Source organism: Thiocapsa rosea (assembly GCF_003634315.1).
GTDB lineage: Bacteria > Pseudomonadota > Gammaproteobacteria > Chromatiales > Chromatiaceae > Thiocapsa > Thiocapsa rosea.
Window position 1 is genome coordinate 2,327,431 of the sequence record NZ_RBXL01000001.1, and the last position, 17,813, is coordinate 2,345,243.

Sequence of the window (17,813 nt, forward strand, 5' to 3'; positions counted from 1 at the left end):
CCCCGGCGCTCCTGCCACTCCTTCAGGGTGCTTGATCGCCTACCGAAACACGCGGTTTTGGACCAACCGATGATCAAGGCCCGGATTTCGAAGGTGGCTATGTAAGACTTTCCGATTTTCGTGGTGCAGAGAACCAAGGGCCAAGAACGCTTCATGCCATTAGGAATCCCAATTGTGGCTGGTTCTACTGCGCGTCTGCTGCCGAATTCAAAACGATACCGGGCAGTCCGATTGCGTATTGGCTTGGCAAGAATGCCATAAGCGCGTACGCATCGGGGAAAAGACTGGGAGAGTTTTGTTATGGTCAACCTGGGCTACAGACCAGTAACAACGGGCGATTTCTAAGGATATGGCATGAGGTCTCAGATGGTGAAATTGGCTTTAATTTCGATAGTTCTGAACTTGCTGCTGGTAGCGGAAGAAGGTGGTTTCCCTATCTGAAGGGAGGTGACTTTCGACGTTGGCACGGCAATCAAGAGTATATTGTCAACTGGCAGAATAACGGTGCTGAGATCAAGGAATACGTTACCCAAAAATATCCATACTTGAATGGAAACATTGATTATGTAGTAAAGGACAGGGGTTATTACTTTAAAAGGGGAATAACCTACTCAAAGATTACTTCAGCAATATTTAATGCGAGATTTTCTGATAAGGGCTTCTTGTTTGATGTCGCTGGCTCATCAATTTTTCCCGAAGAGTGGGGCGCTCCACTCTACCTTGGGTTTCTTAACTCAATAGTATGCAGAAATTTTTTAAAAGCTCAGAATCCGACATTGAATATACAGTCTGGTGATATTGACAACTTGCCGTTTTCGCCTGAGGTAATCCAAGACGAAAAGGACCTGGTTACCACTACAATACTTCGACTGAAGGGTTTGTCGCGGAAGGACTGGAATTCCTATGAAAACTCCTGGGACTTCACTAGCCTGCCGCTGCTGAGCCCCGACTACCACCAGCCAATCCTAAAGGCCGCCTACCAGAAGATCCGCGCCCACTGGCGGGAGATGACGCTGGAGATGCAGCGGCTGGAGGAAGAGAACAACCGCATCTTCATCGAGGCCTACGGCCTGCAGGATGAGCTGCAGCCTGAGGTACCGCTCAACGAGATCACCCTGATCTGCAATCCGTACTACCGCTACGGCAACGACAAGAGCGAAGACGAGCTGGAGGCGCTGCTGCTGGCCGACACCATGCGTGAGCTGGTGTCCTATGCCGTGGGCTGCATGTTCGGCCGCTACGCGCTGGACAAGCCGGGGCTGATCCTGGCCAACCAGGGCGAGACCATCGAGGACTATCTGAAGCAGATCTCGGAGCCGAGCTTCCCGGCCGATGGCGACAATGTCATCCCGATCCTCGACGGCGACTGGTTCACCGACGACATCGCCGAGCGTTTCCGCAAGTTTCTGCGCGTGGCCTTTGGCGAGGAGCAATATGAGGAAAACCTCCGATTCGTCGAGCAGGCGCTGAACATCAAGGGCAAGCGCAACTTCAGCATCCGCGACTACTTCCTCGGCGAGTTCTACAACGATCATGTCAGGCGCTACAAAAAACGGCCCATCTACTGGCTGTTCTCCAGCCCCAAGGGCAGCTTCAATGCGCTGATCTACATGCACCGCTACCGTCCGGATACAGTCAGCGTGGTGCTCAACGACTACCTCCGTGAGTTTCGCGGAAAACTGAGCAGCCGCCTCGACTATCTGCGGGGTGTCGAAGCCAGTGCCGACACGACCAAGGCCGAAAAGGCCAAGGCGCTGAAAGAGATCGAGACCCTGAAAAAGACCATCGGCGAACTCGATGCCTGGGAGCGCGACATGATGTATCCCCTGGCCACCGAGCAGATCGCCATCGACCTCGATGATGGCGTGAAGGCCAACTATCCAAAATTCGGTGCCGCGCTGAAAAAGATCGTTGGCCTTGATGCGCCGGAGGAATGAGTATGGCGACAATGAACTTCAACACCACCAACTCCACCTTCCGCCAGTTGCTTGGCAATGGATTGAGTTATCGGGTGCCGCCTTTTCAGCGAGACTACTCCTGGACCGAAGACGAGTGGGATGATCTTTGGCAGGATATGGTGGCGCTTTTTGAGACTGACGGAGAGCCCGCTCATTACATGGGATATCTGGTGCTCCAGTCATCGGACAGTAAGCAATTCGATATCATTGACGGTCAGCAGCGCCTCACGACCATCAGTGTCATGATCCTGGCGGGCCTCGGGCACCTCCAGGATCTGATCAATAGCAAGCTCGATGCGGAAAATAACGCGAAGCGTAAGGAGCAGCTCCAGAACAGCTACATTGGTTATCTCGACCCCGTCAGCCTGGTGCCTCGCTCTAAACTGGAGCTCAATCGACACAACAACCGTTTCTATCAAACCTACCTTGTGCCGCTGGATAAGCTGCCGCAACGTGGGTTAAATGCCTCCGAACATCAACTGCGCAAGGCGTTCAATTGGTTCAAGGACAGGATCAAGACCCGCACCGGTAACCTGGTGGATAGCGGGAAAGCACTGACGGCTTTTATCGATGCGCTGGTTGACAAGCTCTTTTTTACCGTCATCACAGTGACCGATGAGCTGAATGCGTTCAAGGTCTTCGAGACGCTGAATGCGCGCGGCGTCAGACTTTCTTCCACTGACCTGCTGAAGAACTATCTGTTTTCCGTTATCAGCACGCAGGAAACCCATGAAGCGGAGCTGCGGGCGCTCGAGGAGCGATGGGAGCGGATCGTGGGCCTGCTGGGTAGCGAAAGTTTTCCGGAGTTTCTGCGCGTGTTCTGGAACAGCCGAAACAAGCTTGTGCGCAAGTCCGACTTGTTCAAAACCATACGCAGGCGCGTCACCACGCGGGATGCGGCATTCGAGCTACTCAGGGATCTCGATCAATCAGCCGCTGTCTACGCGGCCCTTCGAGACCCGCAAGATCCATCTTGGGTTGCCGACGAGAGGCGAACGCTTGAGCAACTTGTGATGTTCAACGTACGCCAACCACTGGCCATGCTTTTGGCCTGTCATGGAACATTCTACGAATCCGAAAGGGCCGGTTTCACTCGCATCATGAAAGCCGTGGCCGTTGTGTCGTTTCGATACAATGTGATCTGCAATCTGCAGACCCATGAGCAAGAGCGTCTCTACAACGACATTGCCTGGAAGGTATCGGCCGGGACGTACTCGCGTGCATCGGACGTGATCTCCGCGTTACGCGAGGTCTATCCGGACGACAGCCAGTTCAAGGCGGCCTTTTCGGAGAAAGAACTGCGCACCACCAATAGTCGGAACAAGAAGGTGGTTCGCTATATTCTCTTTGAGATCGAGCGGCAGCGCTCGGGTAAGAGCTTCGAGTTCGAGAGTGCAACCTATAATCTTGAACACATCCTTCCAGAGCATCCATCGGAGGCGTGGTCATACATTGCGGAGTCAAAGCAGGACCGACTGATTTATCGCATTGGAAATATGACTCCGCTGGAGAGCAATCGAAACCGCGATCTTGGTAATGCGGACTATGCGGTCAAAAAAGAGGTCTACGAGCAAAGCGACTTTGAGATTACCCGAGCGGTCGCAGAACACTACGACACCTGGGACGAGCCGAAGATCGAGGCAAGGCAAAAGCAATTGGCAACGATCGCTGCGGGAATCTGGAAAGTCGAGTTCGGGGCGTGACGTTGGAAAACCGCATCGCCCAAGCGCTGAGCAGACTGTTCGAGAAGCACCGGATCGTCTTCTGGTACGACGCCAAAAGCGAGCTGCGTGCCGATTTCGAGGCCGTAGCACTGGAGGGCGTGGATAAGGTCGAGATCGCAAACAACGAGTTCGGGATCAAGCACCGAATTCTACGCGAGCAGCCGGAGGACAAGTTCCTGCTGTATCGCGACGGGCCTCAGCCGGAGGATCTGGACAACTGGCTGCTCGACGTGCAGTTGGCCCATGGGGAGTTCCGAACCGACCAAGTCGCCATCTGGTTGGCGGAACTGGATCTGGGGCTGGAATTCGCCGATGTCGTTCAACAGCAAGTGGAATTCTTCCACGCGGCTAAGCGCAAGGACGCGCTGAAGAAGCTGCTCAAGCCCGACGATACGGCCGGTTTGATTCGGCTGAAGATGATCGCGGTTTGCGCGGGTGCCGAGCCCAGGATGGACACGATCCTGGAGAGCCTGCTGCAGGAGCTGGCGGACGGTAGCGACGAACGGTTTTCGCTGATTGAGCGCTGTGACCTCGAAGGGTTTTTCTGGGCGCAGTTGACGCGTTACTACGGTTACGAGTCATCCGAGCCGAGCATCCGTGACTTTGTGATCGAACTGTTCAAGTCCTGCTTTGCCATGAGCACGGACGGGCAGGTAAGGCTCAATGCAGACGCGTTGGTCTTCCTCAAGCGCTGGAAGGACAGTCGCCAGTACGAGGAGAGCTTCGAGAAGCTCTCGGAAGAGTGTGCGGGTGTCTTGGGCATCGAAGCGGATCTTGGCAAGCGTGATTTTCGGGATCTGATCGAGGTCGATTACTTTGAGCTGATCGACCGGAAGATCCTCAGTGATCTGGTAAAGGCGGTGGTCGGCCGTACCGTCAGTGCCGGTGACGTGGCCTTGTGGGTACGCCAGCGCAGGCAGGGACACTGGTACGCTGGATATCGCGACCTCTATGAAGCGATCGAAGACGCCGCCGGCTTCATGCAGTTGCTGGGCGAGGCGACCCTGGAAATGGAGAGCCTGGCCGATGGCGTGCAGCGGTACTGCCGGTCCTGGTACCAACTGGACCAGCGCTATCGCAAGTTCGTTTTCCATTTGCGCAAGTCGGGACAATCCTCGCTGCTGGAAGCGCTTGCCCAGCAGATCGAGAATCTGTACTCGACGGCCTATCTGCTTAAGGTCAACGATCGCTGGCAGGCACAGGTTGATACAGCCTCAAGCTGGAGTATCCCCTCGCTCCAGCTGCAGCGGCGTTTCTTCGAACACTGGGTACGCCCGTTCCTGAACAAGGGGGTCAAGGTCTGCGTCGTGATCTCCGATGCGATGCGTTACGAAATCGGCGACGAGTTGCTGACCCTGATCCGCCAGGAGGACCGCTACAGCGCCGAACTCGAGCCTGCCTTGGCGATGCTGCCGAGTTACACGCAACTGGGCATGGCCGCTCTGCTGCCCAATCGTGAGCTGGCGATCGGGGACAACGAGACGGCCAGTGTGCTGGTCGATGGCCTGAGTTCCCAGGGGACGGCGAATCGGGACAAGATCCTCAAGCTGGCGCTGGATGGGTCGGGTTCAGCGGTGACAGCAGAACGCTTTATGGCGATGAATCGCGAGGATAGCCGCGAACTGCTCAAGACCAACAGCGTGCTGTACATCTACCATAACCGCATCGACCACACTGGCGACAAGATGCACTCCGAGGGCCAGGCATTCGAGGCGGCGGAGCAGGCGCTCGACGATCTACTGCGCCTGGTCAAGAAGCTGACGGCAGCCAATGCGTCCAACATCCTGGTCACCGCCGATCACGGCTTCATCTACCAGCACCGGCCGATCGAGGAGAGTGACTTCTCGGCCACAGAGGCAGAAGGCGACAGTATCGGCTACCGGGACCGCCGCTTTGTCATCGGCAAGGGATTGAAGCAGAAGCCCGGCCTGCGCCACTTCACCTCGCGGGAACTCGGACTCAGCGGGGATCTGGAAATCCAACTGCCCAAGTCCATCAACCGCCTGCGCCTGAAGGGGTCCGGCAGCCGCTTTGTGCACGGCGGCGCCTCACTGCAGGAGGTGATCATTCCGGTGCTGAAGGTGAACAAAAAGCGCCAGAGCGACGTGACCAACGTCGAGGTGGAAATCCTGCGGGGTTCCAGTTCCGTGATTACGTCCGGGCAGCTCGCCGTCGTGCTCTACCAAGCCCAGCCGGTCACCGACAAGGTGCAGTCGAGGGTGCTTCGTGCAGGGCTCTACACCGAAGCCGGTGAGCTGATCTCGGATAGCCATGAACTGATCTTCGATCTGACGTCGGATAACCCACGCGAAAGGGAGCTACAGGTGCGTTTCGTGCTGTCGCGTGCCGCTGACGACGCCAATGGCAAAGAGGTGGTGTTGAGGTTCGAGGAGAAGCACGCGGGCACAACGCATTACAAAGAGTACAAGTCGGTGCGCTACGTGATGCGCCGGTCGTTCACCAGCGACTTTGATTTTTAAGGTCAATAACGATCAAATTAGGAGTAAGTTGATGAATATGGATGCCGCTATTCAGAGCAGCGAACTGGCAATGGAAAGAGATCCGAGAGAGGCGAAGCTTGGATATTTCGCGGGCGGGTCTTTCGTCTTGGATTCAGTGCGGGTGTTTAAGTGGTTCTCCAGCGCTAGAGATCTGGCGACGCATTTGATAGATGTCGAGCCAGTGGTTTTCGAATGGTCAGATGAAGACGTTGCTCCGATTCGCGAAAAGCTTTCAAAAATACTCGGAGGGCTGGAAGAAGGAGGGCTTACTGAAGAGCTAAGAGCGCAAGTAAATGCTGTCACCAAGGGTTTCCTCGCTATCGAGTGGTGGGGCGGCTTTGATGACTTGATCGAGGGAAACACGGAGTTCGCGGAAGGCATCCGGTCAGATTATCGGGATGTAGAAGAAACTGATCAGCAAGATGCGCTCACGAGTTCTGAATTGGGCGGATTCGTAGAGTTTCTTAAGACCTACGGCATTTGACTGGATAACGCATTTGGCGCTGGATATTTGCGGTGGAAAAATTGAACCCACTGGATCAAAAAATCAACACGCATTTTCCAGGCCTCGTTGTGCGCAAAGACCTGGTCAAGGCGGTCAAGGGCAATGCCATTGTCCCGTCCTACGTACTGGAATACCTGCTCGGACAGTACTGCGCCACCAGTGATGAGCCGACGATCCAGACGGGCATCGAGACGGTTAAGGAGATCCTGCGCAAGCATTACGTACACCGCAACGAGGCCGGGCTTGTCCGCTCCAACATCAAGGAGAAGGGACGGTACAAGGTCATCGACAAGATCAGCGTTGCACTGAATGAGAAGACCGACGCCTACGAGGCCGAATTCTCGAACCTCGGCATCAAGAAGGTGCTGGTGGACTCGGATACCGTCAAGGCGCACCCGAAACTGCTGGTGAGCGGGGTCTGGTGTATCTGCGACATCGAGTACCAGTTCACCGAGGATAAGAACTCCACGCCCTGGGTTCTGTCCACGCTGAAGCCGATACAGCTGTCGCACTTCGACTTTGAAGCCTATCTGGAAGCGCGTAGGAAGTTCTCGCTCGACGAGTGGATCGACCTGCTAGTGCAGAGCATGGGTTTCAACCCGGAGATGTTCGGTCGGCGCAGCAAGCTGATCCAGCTTATCCGGCTGATTCCGTTCTGCGAGCGCAACTACAACTTGATCGAGTTGGGGCCAAAGGGTACCGGCAAGTCGCACATTTTTTCGGAGTTCTCCCCGCACGGCATCCTGATCTCGGGTGGCGAGGTGACAGTCCCGAAACTCTTCGTCAACAACTCGACCGGCAAGATCGGGCTGGTTGGTTATTGGGATGTCGTGGCCTTCGACGAGTTTGCGGGAAAGCAGAAGCGTGTGGACAAGGCGCTGGTGGATATTCTGAAGAACTACATGGCGAACAAGTCCTTCTCACGGGGTATCGAGACCTTGGGTGCGGAGGCATCGATGGTCTTCGTCGGCAACACGCGGCACGCCGTGCCTTACATGCTGAAGCACTCGGATCTGTTCGAGGAGCTCCCGGAGAAGTTCTACGATTCTGCCTTCCTCGACCGCCTGCACTTCTACATCCCCGGCTGGGAAGTGGACATCATCCGCAACGAGATGTTTTCGGACGGATACGGCTTCGTGGTCGATTACCTCGCCGAGATCCTGCGTTCCTTGCGCGACCACGACTTCTCAGACCGCTACAAGGACCATTTCACCCTGTCTTCCGACATCTCGACGCGCGACCGCGACGGTATTCACAAGACATTCTCCGGGTTGATGAAGATCCTGTTTCCGCAAGGTGGGGCAACCAGCGAGGAAGTCGAGGAGTTACTCGGCTTCGCGATGGAAGGCAGAAAACGCGTCAAGGATCAGTTGATGCGCCTCGACTCGACCTACGCCGATGTGGCCTTCCACTACAGCGACAACGACGGTAAGGACAAGGTCGTCACCACACTGGAAGAGGTCGAGTATCCGCACCACTACCACCGGACCATCGCGGAGGCGGAGCCGGATGTCGCGGGAATGCCAACCCAAGCAGGGGAAAGGGCTGGAGCGTCGGAAGAGACACCCGCAGTCACCGAAAAAGGGGAGGAACCAAAGGAGGGGCATCTAACCTTCAGCGAGAACCAGAAGGGCGTCTCATACGACATGCTGTTCGGCCCCTATTTGCGTGGCGCTGGCCGGATCACCGTCACGGACCCCTACATACGGCTCTTCTACCAAGTCCGGAATTTCATGGAGTTCGTGGAGACCGTTGTCCGCTACAAGGAGTCTGGCGAGGAAGTGGCGATCCAGTTGGTCACCACTGAAGACGATTTTAAAGGCGACCAGCAGCGGGACAACCTCGACAAGATCAAGGCCGCCTGTGAAGCGGTCGGGATCGAATTCGAGTGGGAGTTCGACCAATCCAGGTCGATCCATGCCCGTCATATCGTCACCGACACGGGATGGAAAATCTCCCTCGATCGCGGTTTGGACATCTTCCAGCACTACGAGATGAACGAGGCTTTTGCGTTCGCGAATCGCATGCAACAGTTTCGGCCGTGCAAGGCGTTTGAGGTGACTTACCTCAAGCAGAATTGAGCAGCCGTGATGATATGAGGCACCGGGCCGCCTTGTCGTTGGTTGCTCCGTAGCAGAGGTACCAGTTCGCCACCGACGTCTCGCGATGGGTGAAAAGTGTCCCGCGGATTACCGTGACTAAAACGTGACGCACAGCAGTCACGGGCTGGCCATCCGTGACATTTTGAGTCACGTTTGCGTGGGGTTGGATGGCGTAACGTGTTGATATTTAATAGTTCGTGTATCGATGCTATGTTTTGTAATCAGCAGGTCGTCGGTTCGAATCCGTCCGCCAGCTCCAATAAAACAACGGTTTAGATGCATCTGGATCTAGGCCGTTTCCTTTGGAGTCACTGTTCCAAGGCGGTCGTCTGTCCCGGTCGGCGCGCCGGACCCAACGCCTGTGCCAACTCGAAATCGTGCCGATGCGAGTCCGCATATGATGTTGTATGGCTGGACGGGCAAAGCTGCGATCTTGATCGCCGCCGCGGCATTGTCGTCGGCTAGCGGTGCGGCGTGGAGCTTGGCTCCGGCCGAGCAGGCGGCGCGGCAAGGATCGCTGTCGGGTCCGCGGACGGTCGGCGGGCCGATGACAGGGGATGCCGATGCCGAGGGGACCACGTCGACCGAGGGCGCCTTCTACCGCTGGGTCGGGCAGGCCGACACCGGGACCAAGATCAAGTTGCGCCTTCTCTGGAGCGAGACGACCAATAGCCGAACGATCCATGTCGAGGTCGACGACGCGATGGTCGTCTTGACCGGCGTCGTACGCAACCAAGACGAGAAAGAGACGGCCGATCGCATCGCCTCCCGCATGGAAGGTGTTGTCCGCGTCGATAATCGTTTGGGCGTCGATCCGGCTGCGAGCATGGTCGAGCAGGGCGATCCGATGCCGGGCGAGGCTGACTCCGGTGCCTCCGATCGGTGGATGACCACCCGAGTTACCGCATCGTTGAGTTTCGACCGCACGATCGATCACGCGCTCATCCGTGTGCAGACCCGCTCGGGCATCGTCACGCTGACGGGGCGGGTGCCGACACAGGCGCAGAAACGGGACGCCGGCCATATCGCGTCCGACACCACGGGCGTCGAGCGTGTCGAGAACGAGCTGGTTGTCGACCATCCCACCTGAGGGCGGATCGAAAACGGTCGTCGGACGAACCGTCGCGTTCGAAAATCCATCCATCCATCCATCCATCCATCCATCATTGGGCCGAGTCTGCCCGTTGCCTGTGCAGCCCCCGGATCTGCGATCCCTGCGGGCCGAGTCGGGCTCATACCCGAGTCCGCTCGATCGTTTGGCGGTGTGCGCGCGGTTCTGGAATCCAGCCCTGCCGGCGCGTCGACGAGGAAGCACGGGACGCCGCCCTCGCTCAATCTTTGCCGATCACCGTCCGAGTCTTCTCACGACGCAGCTTGATCTCCGGCGGAGTCGCCCCCCGGATCGTCGCATTCCGTTCTTGGATCAGCCACTTTTGGTAGATGAGCGACGTGTTTGTCTGCGGCGGTTGCTCTTTGGCGGGTGCTCTCGTTCGCTGTCGATCGAGCCGGGTTGCCGGGGGTTGCGCCGTCGGATACGGGATCACTTCGGATCCCTGATCGCGCTTGGCGCCCGCCGGTTTGCCGGTGATGTCCAGCGTCTCCGTGGCTGCATCGTGAGGGCAGGCGATGTGGCTGAAGGAGACCTTCCCGTCCTTGCTGATGCACTTGTGGATTTCAGCTGTGGTCGGTGGCGAGAACCCGCCGACGGCAATGGCGAGAATCACGAGGCTATCTTTGCAGCGTCCCGGCATGTGCTTCCTCCTTGTTTACGATGACGCGTCTTGGTCGACCGATTCGCTCCCGTCGGGGCGATAGAGCTGAACGGTTTCCTGCTCGTTGGCATTGTTGCGCGCGACGATGGCGAGCGCGGGCTCGGTATCGCTCAGATTTCTGGGTTGATGGGGCACGCCCGGCGGAATGAAGATGAAATCGCCTTCGCTGTTGATCACCGAGTGCCGGAGATTCTCGCCGTAGCGTGTCTCGACGCGGCCCTTGAGCAGATAGATGGCGGTTTCGAAACCTAGGTGCAGGTGGGGCTCGGCCTCGCCTGCGGGCGGGATCACGACCAGGTTCATCGAGAGGCCCGCAGCGCCGGCCGTGGCCTCGGAGATGCCCACGAAGTTGGGCAGCCGTTGCAGCGTGTCGGTGGGAAGCTCGGGTCGGACCGTCACGATCTTTGCGTTCACGACTGGATTGCCTCTGGTTCGCTCGCGTTTCTTCGATCATGGGGGTTGCGACGTGCCACGAGAAGGCGCAAGCCGCTGCGGATCGCCGACTGTACGGTCACGAGGCCGAGATTCAGGTCTCTCCGCACCCGATCTGCGCCCACGGCGGAATGCGGGGCACGCGACGCGCGCGGGCGACGACATCCTCGAGACCGGGGCTCCCGGGTGTGATCGGCACCGGAAACCCGCGTGCCTCGAGGGCCACTTCCCGTGCCTTTTCCCAAAAGAGACGGGTTATAGGTTGGCTGCTCATGGGCCTGGTGGCAAGCGACCTGCCTCCTCACGTACTACACTCAAACGAGCGCAAATACCAGGCGGTGCGGTAGGATGATCGGCCTCGTGCGATCCGAGATCGTTAGGGCAAGCGCCGACTGGCGATCGGCGTGAATCCGGCCCGACGCGATCGGACGGCCGCGTCATCGGCCTCGAAGACAAAACGACGACAGGGATTAAACCGCGCCCGGTGCGGTATGCGATGTTTTTGGATGGGATCGGCCCCGGCGGATTTGATGACCACTGGAGACGGCGCGGTTTAAGAGATTAAAAAATAAATCATTTTAAACCGCGTCCCCGCAAAGAGCCGTGGATGGACCAAACGTCGAACTCACTCGAAAGTGAGCATCTCGCTCTGGACGCGGTTTAACAGACGTCACATCACCACCGGAGGCGAGCGTCGAGCGATGAACAGTGGCTATATCCTCTCCATCGATGAGGGCACTACGGGTACGACGGCGTTGATCTTCGATCATGCCGGGTTGGTCCGTGCGCGTGCCTACTCCGAGTTCACACAACATTATCCCAAGCCGGGATGGGTCGAGCACGACGCCGAAGAGATTGTGCTGATCACGATGAAGGTGATCGCCGAGGCCTTGCGTGCCGGCGGCGTTCCGCCCGACGAGATCCAAGCCATCGGCATCACCAACCAGCGCGAGACGACGGTCGTTTGGGAGCGCGCTTCGGGCCGTCCGGTCGGGCGCGCCATCGTTTGGCAGGATCGGCGTACCGCACGCTATTGCGACGAGCTCAAGTCACGCGGTCTGGAGGAGATGGTCCGTGCCAAGACCGGCTTGGTCATCGATCCCTACTTCTCGGGCACCAAGCTGAAGTGGATCCTGGACAACCAACCTGGGCTGCGCGAGCGGGCCGAGCGCGGCGAGATCTGCTTCGGCACCATCGACTCCTGGCTGGTGTACCGGCTGACGGGCTGCCGCGTGCATATCACCGACTATTCCAACGCCTCCCGCACCATGCTCTACAACATCCGCGACCTGCAGTGGGATGCGGAGCTGTTGGACCTGCTCGAAATCCCGGCGGCCATGCTGCCCGAGGTGCGCCCGTCCTCGCAGATCTACGGCGAGACCGATCCGCAGATGTTCTTCGGCACCCGCGGCATCCCGGTCGCCGGCATCGCCGGGGATCAGCAGGCGGCCTTGTTCGGCCAGGCCTGCCACAGTCCGGGGATGGCGAAGAACACCTACGGGACCGGTTCCTTCGTGCTGATGCATACCGGCACCGAAGCGGTGGCGAGCGATGAGCGGATGCTGACCACCATCGCCTGGGGTGTAGGGGACGAGCCCGTGGAATACGCGCTCGAGGGCGCGATCTTCGTCACCGGCTCTGCGGTGCAGTGGCTGCGCGACGGTCTCGGTATGATTCGAAATGCCGCCGAGACCCGCGAACTGGCGCGATCGGTACCGGAGAACGAAGGCGTCTACTTCGTGCCGGCGCTGGTGGGTCTGGGTGCCCCGCACTGGGACCCCTATGCCCGCGGCCTGCTGATCGGGATCACGCGGGGCACGACGCGGGGCCATGTCGCGCGCGCCGTGCTCGAGAGCATGGCCTATCAGACGCGCGACGTGATCGAGGCGATGGAGCGCGACTCGGGGATTCGGCTCAAAGAGCTGCGCTGTGACGGCGGTGCGGCGGTCAACAGCGTCCTGATGCAGTTTCAGGCCGATATCCTGGGCGTCAATGTCGAGGTCCCGCGAATCACCGAGACCACGGCGCTCGGCGCGGCCTATCTCGCCGGGCTCGCCGTGGGTTTTTGGGGCAGTCGCGAGGAGATCGCCGAGAAGTGGGCGCTGGATGTGCGCTATCACCCGCGCTTCGACGCGCACAAGCGAGATCGTCTGTTCAAACGCTGGCACAAGGCCGTCGAGCTCTCCAAGGGCTGGGCGCTCGATGACGATTGATTCGGCCGTCGGCGCTCAACGAGACCGGACGCGATTCATCCGACGGAGCAGGTCGTCGGTTGCGCAAAGCGCAGCGTGCCCGACTGCTCCCTGTAATGCCGGCGCGGGTTGGGCACGCGACGCTTTGCCCAACCGACCTGTTCGTGCTGATTTTGAATCGTTCATGACACCAGAGGAGCAGTCATATGACTCTGCGCGAGAGCAACATCGCCAAGCTGCGGGAAGGTGTCGTCTATGACGCGCTGATCATCGGCGGCGGGATCAACGGGGCGGTCTCCGCCGCTGCGCTGTCCGGCAAGGGCGCTCACGTGGCCCTGATCGACAAGCGCGATTTCGCGGGCTTCACCAGTCAGCAATCGTCGAACCTGGCCTGGGGCGGCATCAAATATCTCGAAAGCGGCGATTACCTGCTCGTGCGCAAGCTGTGCCTGAGCCGCAACGAGCTGATCCGCAGCTACCCGAGCCGGGTCAAGGAGATCCGCTTCTTCGCGACGATCGACCGCGGATTTCGCTTCTCAACCTTCTTTCTGTGGCTCGGCACCTGGGTGTACTGGCTGTTCGGCAACGGTTTCACCCGGATCCCGCGCTTCCTCACCAAGGACCGCATCCATCGCGAGGAGCCGGTGGTGAAGACCGACAAGGCGGCCGGCGGATTCGAATATTCCGACGCTTATCTGCACGACAACGACTCGCGCTTCGTCTTCCAGTTCGTGCGCTCGGCGATGGATCGCGGCTGCATCGCGGCGAACTATGTCGAATCGCTCGGCGCTCGCCGTGACGGTGAGCTCTGGACCACCCGTGCGCGCGATACCGAGACCGGCGAGACCTTCGAGATCCGCTCCAAGGTCCTGATCAACGCCGCCGGCCCCTTCGTCGACGATCACAATCAGCTCACCGGGGAGCAGACCGAGCATCAGCATCTGTTCTCCAAAGGCATCCATCTGATCGTGCCGCGGATCACGCCCTATCAGCGGATCCTGACCTTTTTCGCCGATGACGGACGGTTGTTCTTTGTCATCCCGATGGGCGTGCGCACCTGCATCGGCACCACGGACAACCGGGTCGACACACCGCAGACCGAGGTCACCGACGCGGATCGCGACTTCGTGCTGGAGAATATCAATAAGCGCGTCGCGTTGGCCGCGCCGCTCACGCGCGAGGACATCATCGCCGAGCGCTGCGGGGTGCGGCCGTTGGTGGTGAAACGCCAGGGCGGCGACGGCGGGCGCGACTGGATGCACCTCTCGCGCAAGCACGAGATCGATGTGGATCGCGCGCATGCGCACCTGTCCATCTTCGGCGGCAAGCTCACCGACTGCGTCAACGTCGGCAACGAGGTCGCGCGGATCGTCGCGGGGCTCGGAATCGATCTGCCGCATGCCGGGTACCGGTGGTATGGCGAGCCGCACCGCTCGGTCTACGAGGAGTACATGCATCAGGCGCGCTTGATGAACCTGGACAGCTACACCTCGCCCGAGTCCATCGAGCCGCTCTCCAGCCGGCTGTGGCGCCGCTACGATCAGCAGGCGTTCGAACTGCTCGCCCAGATCCGCGAGGATCCCCGTCGGGCCGAGGTCTTGATCAAGGGGACGGATTATCTGCGCTGCGAGATCCAGCTCGCCAAGCGTCAGGAGATGATCGTTACGCTCGAGGATTTCCTGCGCCGTCGCTCCAAGATTGCGCTGGTGGTTCCGCGGCGGCAGATCCAAGAGGCAGAAGGTCTGATGGAGGCTTGCGAGATCCTCTTCGGCGAGGCCGCACAGGCGCGATACGAGGAGTATTTCGGCGAGTCTCGAACCGTTACGCGGGCGCAGTCCCGGCACCTTGAGTCGGATGCGGCGTGATCCGGAACCTGCATCCGCGCCGGATCCGCGACGACAACATCCACTGAGGAGAGCGGCCATGACCCCCTTCTTCGGAGAGCTGATCGGTACCGCCCTGCTGGTCCTGCTCGGCAACGGTGTCGTGGCCAATGTTCTTCTGAGCGAGACCAAGGGCCAAGGTGCGGGTTGGATCGTGATCACCTGGGGTTGGGGCATGGCCGTGTTCGTGGCCGTGTTCACGGTTGCCGCCTTCAGCGGTGCCCACCTGAATCCGGCGGTGTCGGTCGGCCTCGCGGTCGCCGGCAAGTTCGAATGGGCACGGGTGCCAGCCTATGTCCTGGCGCAGTTCATCGGGGCCATGATCGGCGCCCTGCTCGTCTGGCTGACCTACTGGCCGCATTTTGCACGCACCGAGAATCCCGACCTCAAGCTCGCCTGTTTCTGCACCGCCCCCGCCGTGCGCAACGCACCGTCCAACCTCTTCTCCGAGATCATCGGAACCTTCGTCCTGGTGCTCGCCGTGCTCTTCCTCGCAGTGTCTGTCTTTGGCCTAGGTGCTCTGGATGCCTTGCCGGTCGGTCTGCTCGTCTTGGCCATCGGTTTGAGTCTCGGCGGCACGACCGGTTATGCGATCAACCCGGCGCGCGATCTCGGGCCTCGGATCGTCCATGCACTGCTGCCCATGCCGGGGGGCAAGCGCGACAGTGATTGGGGCTATGCCTGGGTTCCGGTGGTCGGTCCGCTGATCGGCGCCGGGCTGGCCGGCCTCCTGTATCTGGTGCTGCAGGACCCGACCAGCGTGCAGTTCCGGTGACGCCCGTGTCCGCGCGATCGAAGCACATGGGAGAGCCCCGATGAGTCGACGCACGCCAGAGCAACCGATTCGGCCGAGCCGGCGCCGCTTTCTCGGCGCGGCAGCCGCGCTGCTCGGTGGCTCGGCGCTGCCCGGTCTTCGTGCCGCCGAGCCGCCGGCCGAACAGTCAGCCCGGCCGCCGGCGGACATCGATCCGGCGCGATCGGCTGCCGCGCGCCGCTGGCTGACGAGCGAGCTCACGCCCTCGACCCTCGATCCGGATGCGCAGATGGCCGAGATGCAGTTCTTCATTCGCGCGTCGGCACCCTTTCGGGGGCAGCGCATCCACGTCGTCTCCGAGACCATCCCGACCCATGTCTACGAGCAACGGTTCTTAGCCCGAGCCTTCCACGAGATCACGGGCATCCGCGTCCAGCACGACCTGATCCACGAGGGCGAGCTCGTCGAGCGCATCCAGCGTCAGACCCGAACCGGGCGCAACCTCTACGACGCCTACGTCAACGACTCGGACTTCATCGGCACGCATTTTCGCAGCGACGCCGTCGTGCCGCTGTCGGACTGGATGGCCGGCGAGGGCGCCGAGGTCACGCTTCCGACGCTGGATCTGGATGACTTCATCGGTCTCTCCTTCACCACAGGTCCCGACGGCGTCCTCTACCAGTTACCCGACCAGCAGTTCGCGAACCTCTATTGGTTTCGATACGACTGGTTCCGGCGCGACGACCTGAAAGCGGGTTTCGAGACCCGCTACGGCTATCCGCTCGGCGTTCCGCTCAATTGGAAGGCCTACGAGGACATCGCCGATTACTTCACGAACCAGGTCCGCGAGATCGACGGACGACGCGTCTACGGCCACATGGACTACGGGAAGGTCGACCCCTCGCTCGGTTGGCGCTTCACCGACGCCTGGCTCGCGATGGCCGGTGTCGGGGATCCGGGTCTGCCCAACGGAATGCCGGTGGACGAGTGGGGGATCCGGGTCGAGGACTGCAGGCCGGTGGGATCCTCCGTTTCGCGCGGCGGCGCGACCAACAGCCCGGCCGCGGTCTACGCCCTGCGCAAGTATCTGGAGTGGCTGCGCGCCTTCGCTCCCCCGGAGGCGCTGAACATGACCTTCACGGACGCCGGCCCGGTGCCCGCACGCGGCGATATCGCCCAGCAGGTCTTCTGGTACAGCGCCTTCACGCCCGATCTGGTCAAACCCGGCTCGGCCGTGATGGACAGCGACGGACTGCCCAAATGGCGGGTCGCCCCATCGCCCCACGGCGTCTACTGGGAGCCCGGCATGAAGCACGGCTACCAGGACTGCGGCGCCTGGACCCTGCCCGCCACGACACCGCTCGAGCGCCGTCGGGCGGCCTGGCTGTACGCACAATTCTGCGTCTGCAAGACGGTGTCGCTCAAAAAGACCCTGGTCGGGCTGACCCCGATCCGCCGCAGCGACCTCGCCTCCGAGGCCATGACCGCGGCGGCCCCCCGCCTCGGCGGCCTGGTGGAGTTCTATCGCAGCCCGGCACACCTGGCCTGGACCCCGACAGGACTGAACGTCCCGGACTATCCGAAGTTGGCGCAACTCTGGTGGACACGCATCGGCGAAGCGGTCCAGGGCAAGACCGATCCGCAACAGACCATGGACAATCTGGCCGATGCCCAAGATCAAACCCTGGCGCGCATTGCCGCCTTGGGCCTGTACAAACGCTGCGCACCGCAGGTGTCGGCACCCGAAGACCCTGCCGTCTGGCTCGCCAGACCGGGCGCCCCGAAACCGCAATTGCCGGACGAGGAGGGGATCGGCAAGACCATGGAGTACGAGACCCTCATGGAGGCTTGGCGCACGGGAAGGTTCGGCGTCTAAACCGCGTCCAGAGCGACATGCGTCGTTTTCATGTTGCGTCTGGCTTCGGAGATGTCCTCGACTCCGGTGAGACGCGGTTTAGAATTTAATATTGTTTAAGACCTTAAACCGCGC

11 protein-coding genes and 1 pseudogene are annotated in these 17,813 nt (G+C 60.1%); 10 read left to right on the plus strand and 2 right to left on the minus strand.

Annotated elements, in window-relative coordinates; genetic code table 11:
• Positions 1-86: 86 nt before the first annotated feature.
• The 6 genes and pseudogenes from pglX to BDD21_RS10330 all read left to right on the plus strand — a co-directional run.
• Positions 87-1,937, plus strand: a pseudogene (gene pglX, locus BDD21_RS10305) (BREX-1 system adenine-specific DNA-methyltransferase PglX); the annotation flags it as partial.
• A gap of 2 nt (positions 1,938-1,939) precedes the next feature.
• Positions 1,940-3,661: a DUF262 domain-containing protein gene (locus BDD21_RS10310; RefSeq protein ID WP_120797102.1), complete on the plus strand. Its 1,722-nt coding sequence runs from the start codon at positions 1,940-1,942 to the stop codon at positions 3,659-3,661.
• Complete coding sequence (pglZ, locus tag BDD21_RS10315) at positions 3,658-6,162, plus strand: BREX-1 system phosphatase PglZ type A (RefSeq protein ID WP_211335024.1); 2,505 nt, start codon at positions 3,658-3,660, stop codon at positions 6,160-6,162. The genes BDD21_RS10310 and pglZ overlap by 4 nt, the downstream gene beginning before the upstream one ends.
• Positions 6,163-6,193: 31 nt before the next feature.
• Positions 6,194-6,667 carry a hypothetical protein gene (locus BDD21_RS10320; protein ID WP_120797104.1) on the plus strand — a complete coding sequence of 158 codons (474 nt, stop codon included), beginning with the start codon at positions 6,194-6,196 and terminating at the stop codon, positions 6,665-6,667.
• Positions 6,668-6,699: 32 nt separating this feature from the next.
• A complete protein-coding gene (gene brxL / locus BDD21_RS10325; protein ID WP_211335025.1) occupies positions 6,700-8,769 on the plus strand; it encodes a BREX system Lon protease-like protein BrxL in 2,070 nt (689 codons plus the stop codon).
• 568 nt (positions 8,770-9,337) lie between these two features.
• Positions 9,338-9,880, plus strand: coding sequence for a BON domain-containing protein (locus tag BDD21_RS10330; protein ID WP_211335026.1), 543 nt, complete (start codon positions 9,338-9,340; stop codon positions 9,878-9,880).
• A 241-nt stretch (positions 9,881-10,121) separates the two neighbouring features.
• Here the strand turns inward: BDD21_RS10330 and BDD21_RS10335 are convergent, their stop codons facing one another.
• Together BDD21_RS10335 and BDD21_RS10340 are read right to left on the minus strand one after the other, a co-directional pair.
• Positions 10,122-10,514, minus strand: coding sequence for a hypothetical protein (locus BDD21_RS10335; RefSeq protein WP_147431050.1), 393 nt, complete (start codon positions 10,512-10,514; stop codon positions 10,122-10,124).
• A gap of 42 nt (positions 10,515-10,556) precedes the next feature.
• Positions 10,557-10,976, minus strand: coding sequence for a cupin domain-containing protein (locus BDD21_RS10340; RefSeq protein ID WP_120797107.1), 420 nt, complete (start codon positions 10,974-10,976; stop codon positions 10,557-10,559).
• A 719-nt stretch (positions 10,977-11,695) separates the two neighbouring features.
• On the opposite strand from BDD21_RS10340, the gene glpK reads away from it, so the two are divergent.
• The 4 genes from glpK to BDD21_RS10365 all read left to right on the plus strand — a co-directional run bounded on the left by glpK (position 11,696) and on the right by BDD21_RS10365 (position 17,699).
• Positions 11,696-13,207: a glycerol kinase GlpK gene (gene glpK / locus BDD21_RS10350; protein WP_120797108.1), complete on the plus strand. Its 1,512-nt coding sequence runs from the start codon at positions 11,696-11,698 to the stop codon at positions 13,205-13,207.
• A gap of 185 nt (positions 13,208-13,392) precedes the next feature.
• Entirely contained in the window at positions 13,393-15,051 is a 1,659-nt protein-coding gene (locus BDD21_RS10355) for a glycerol-3-phosphate dehydrogenase/oxidase (protein WP_120797109.1), read from the plus strand.
• Between the two features lie 58 nt (positions 15,052-15,109).
• Complete coding sequence (locus BDD21_RS10360; protein WP_120797110.1) at positions 15,110-15,844, plus strand: MIP/aquaporin family protein; 735 nt, start codon at positions 15,110-15,112, stop codon at positions 15,842-15,844.
• Between the two features lie 40 nt (positions 15,845-15,884).
• A complete protein-coding gene (locus tag BDD21_RS10365) occupies positions 15,885-17,699 on the plus strand; it encodes an ABC transporter substrate-binding protein (protein WP_120797111.1) in 1,815 nt (604 codons plus the stop codon).
• Positions 17,700-17,813: the final 114 nt, after the last annotated feature.

What these genes read in the sequence shown, in the direction of transcription:
- BDD21_RS10355 (WP_120797109.1), top strand. Translation starts at nt 13,393, where the DNA reads ATGACTCTGCGCGAGAGCAACATCGCCAAGCTGCGGGAAGGTGTCGTC.
- BDD21_RS10320 (WP_120797104.1), top strand. Translation starts at nt 6,194, where the DNA reads ATGAATATGGATGCCGCTATTCAGAGCAGCGAACTGGCAATGGAAAGA.
- BDD21_RS10365 (WP_120797111.1), top strand. Translation starts at nt 15,885, where the DNA reads ATGAGTCGACGCACGCCAGAGCAACCGATTCGGCCGAGCCGGCGCCGC.
- BDD21_RS10310 (WP_120797102.1), top strand. Translation starts at nt 1,940, where the DNA reads ATGGCGACAATGAACTTCAACACCACCAACTCCACCTTCCGCCAGTTG.
- glpK (WP_120797108.1), top strand. Translation starts at nt 11,696, where the DNA reads ATGAACAGTGGCTATATCCTCTCCATCGATGAGGGCACTACGGGTACG.
- BDD21_RS10360 (WP_120797110.1), top strand. Translation starts at nt 15,110, where the DNA reads ATGACCCCCTTCTTCGGAGAGCTGATCGGTACCGCCCTGCTGGTCCTG.
- BDD21_RS10330 (WP_211335026.1), top strand. Translation starts at nt 9,338, where the DNA reads ATGACAGGGGATGCCGATGCCGAGGGGACCACGTCGACCGAGGGCGCC.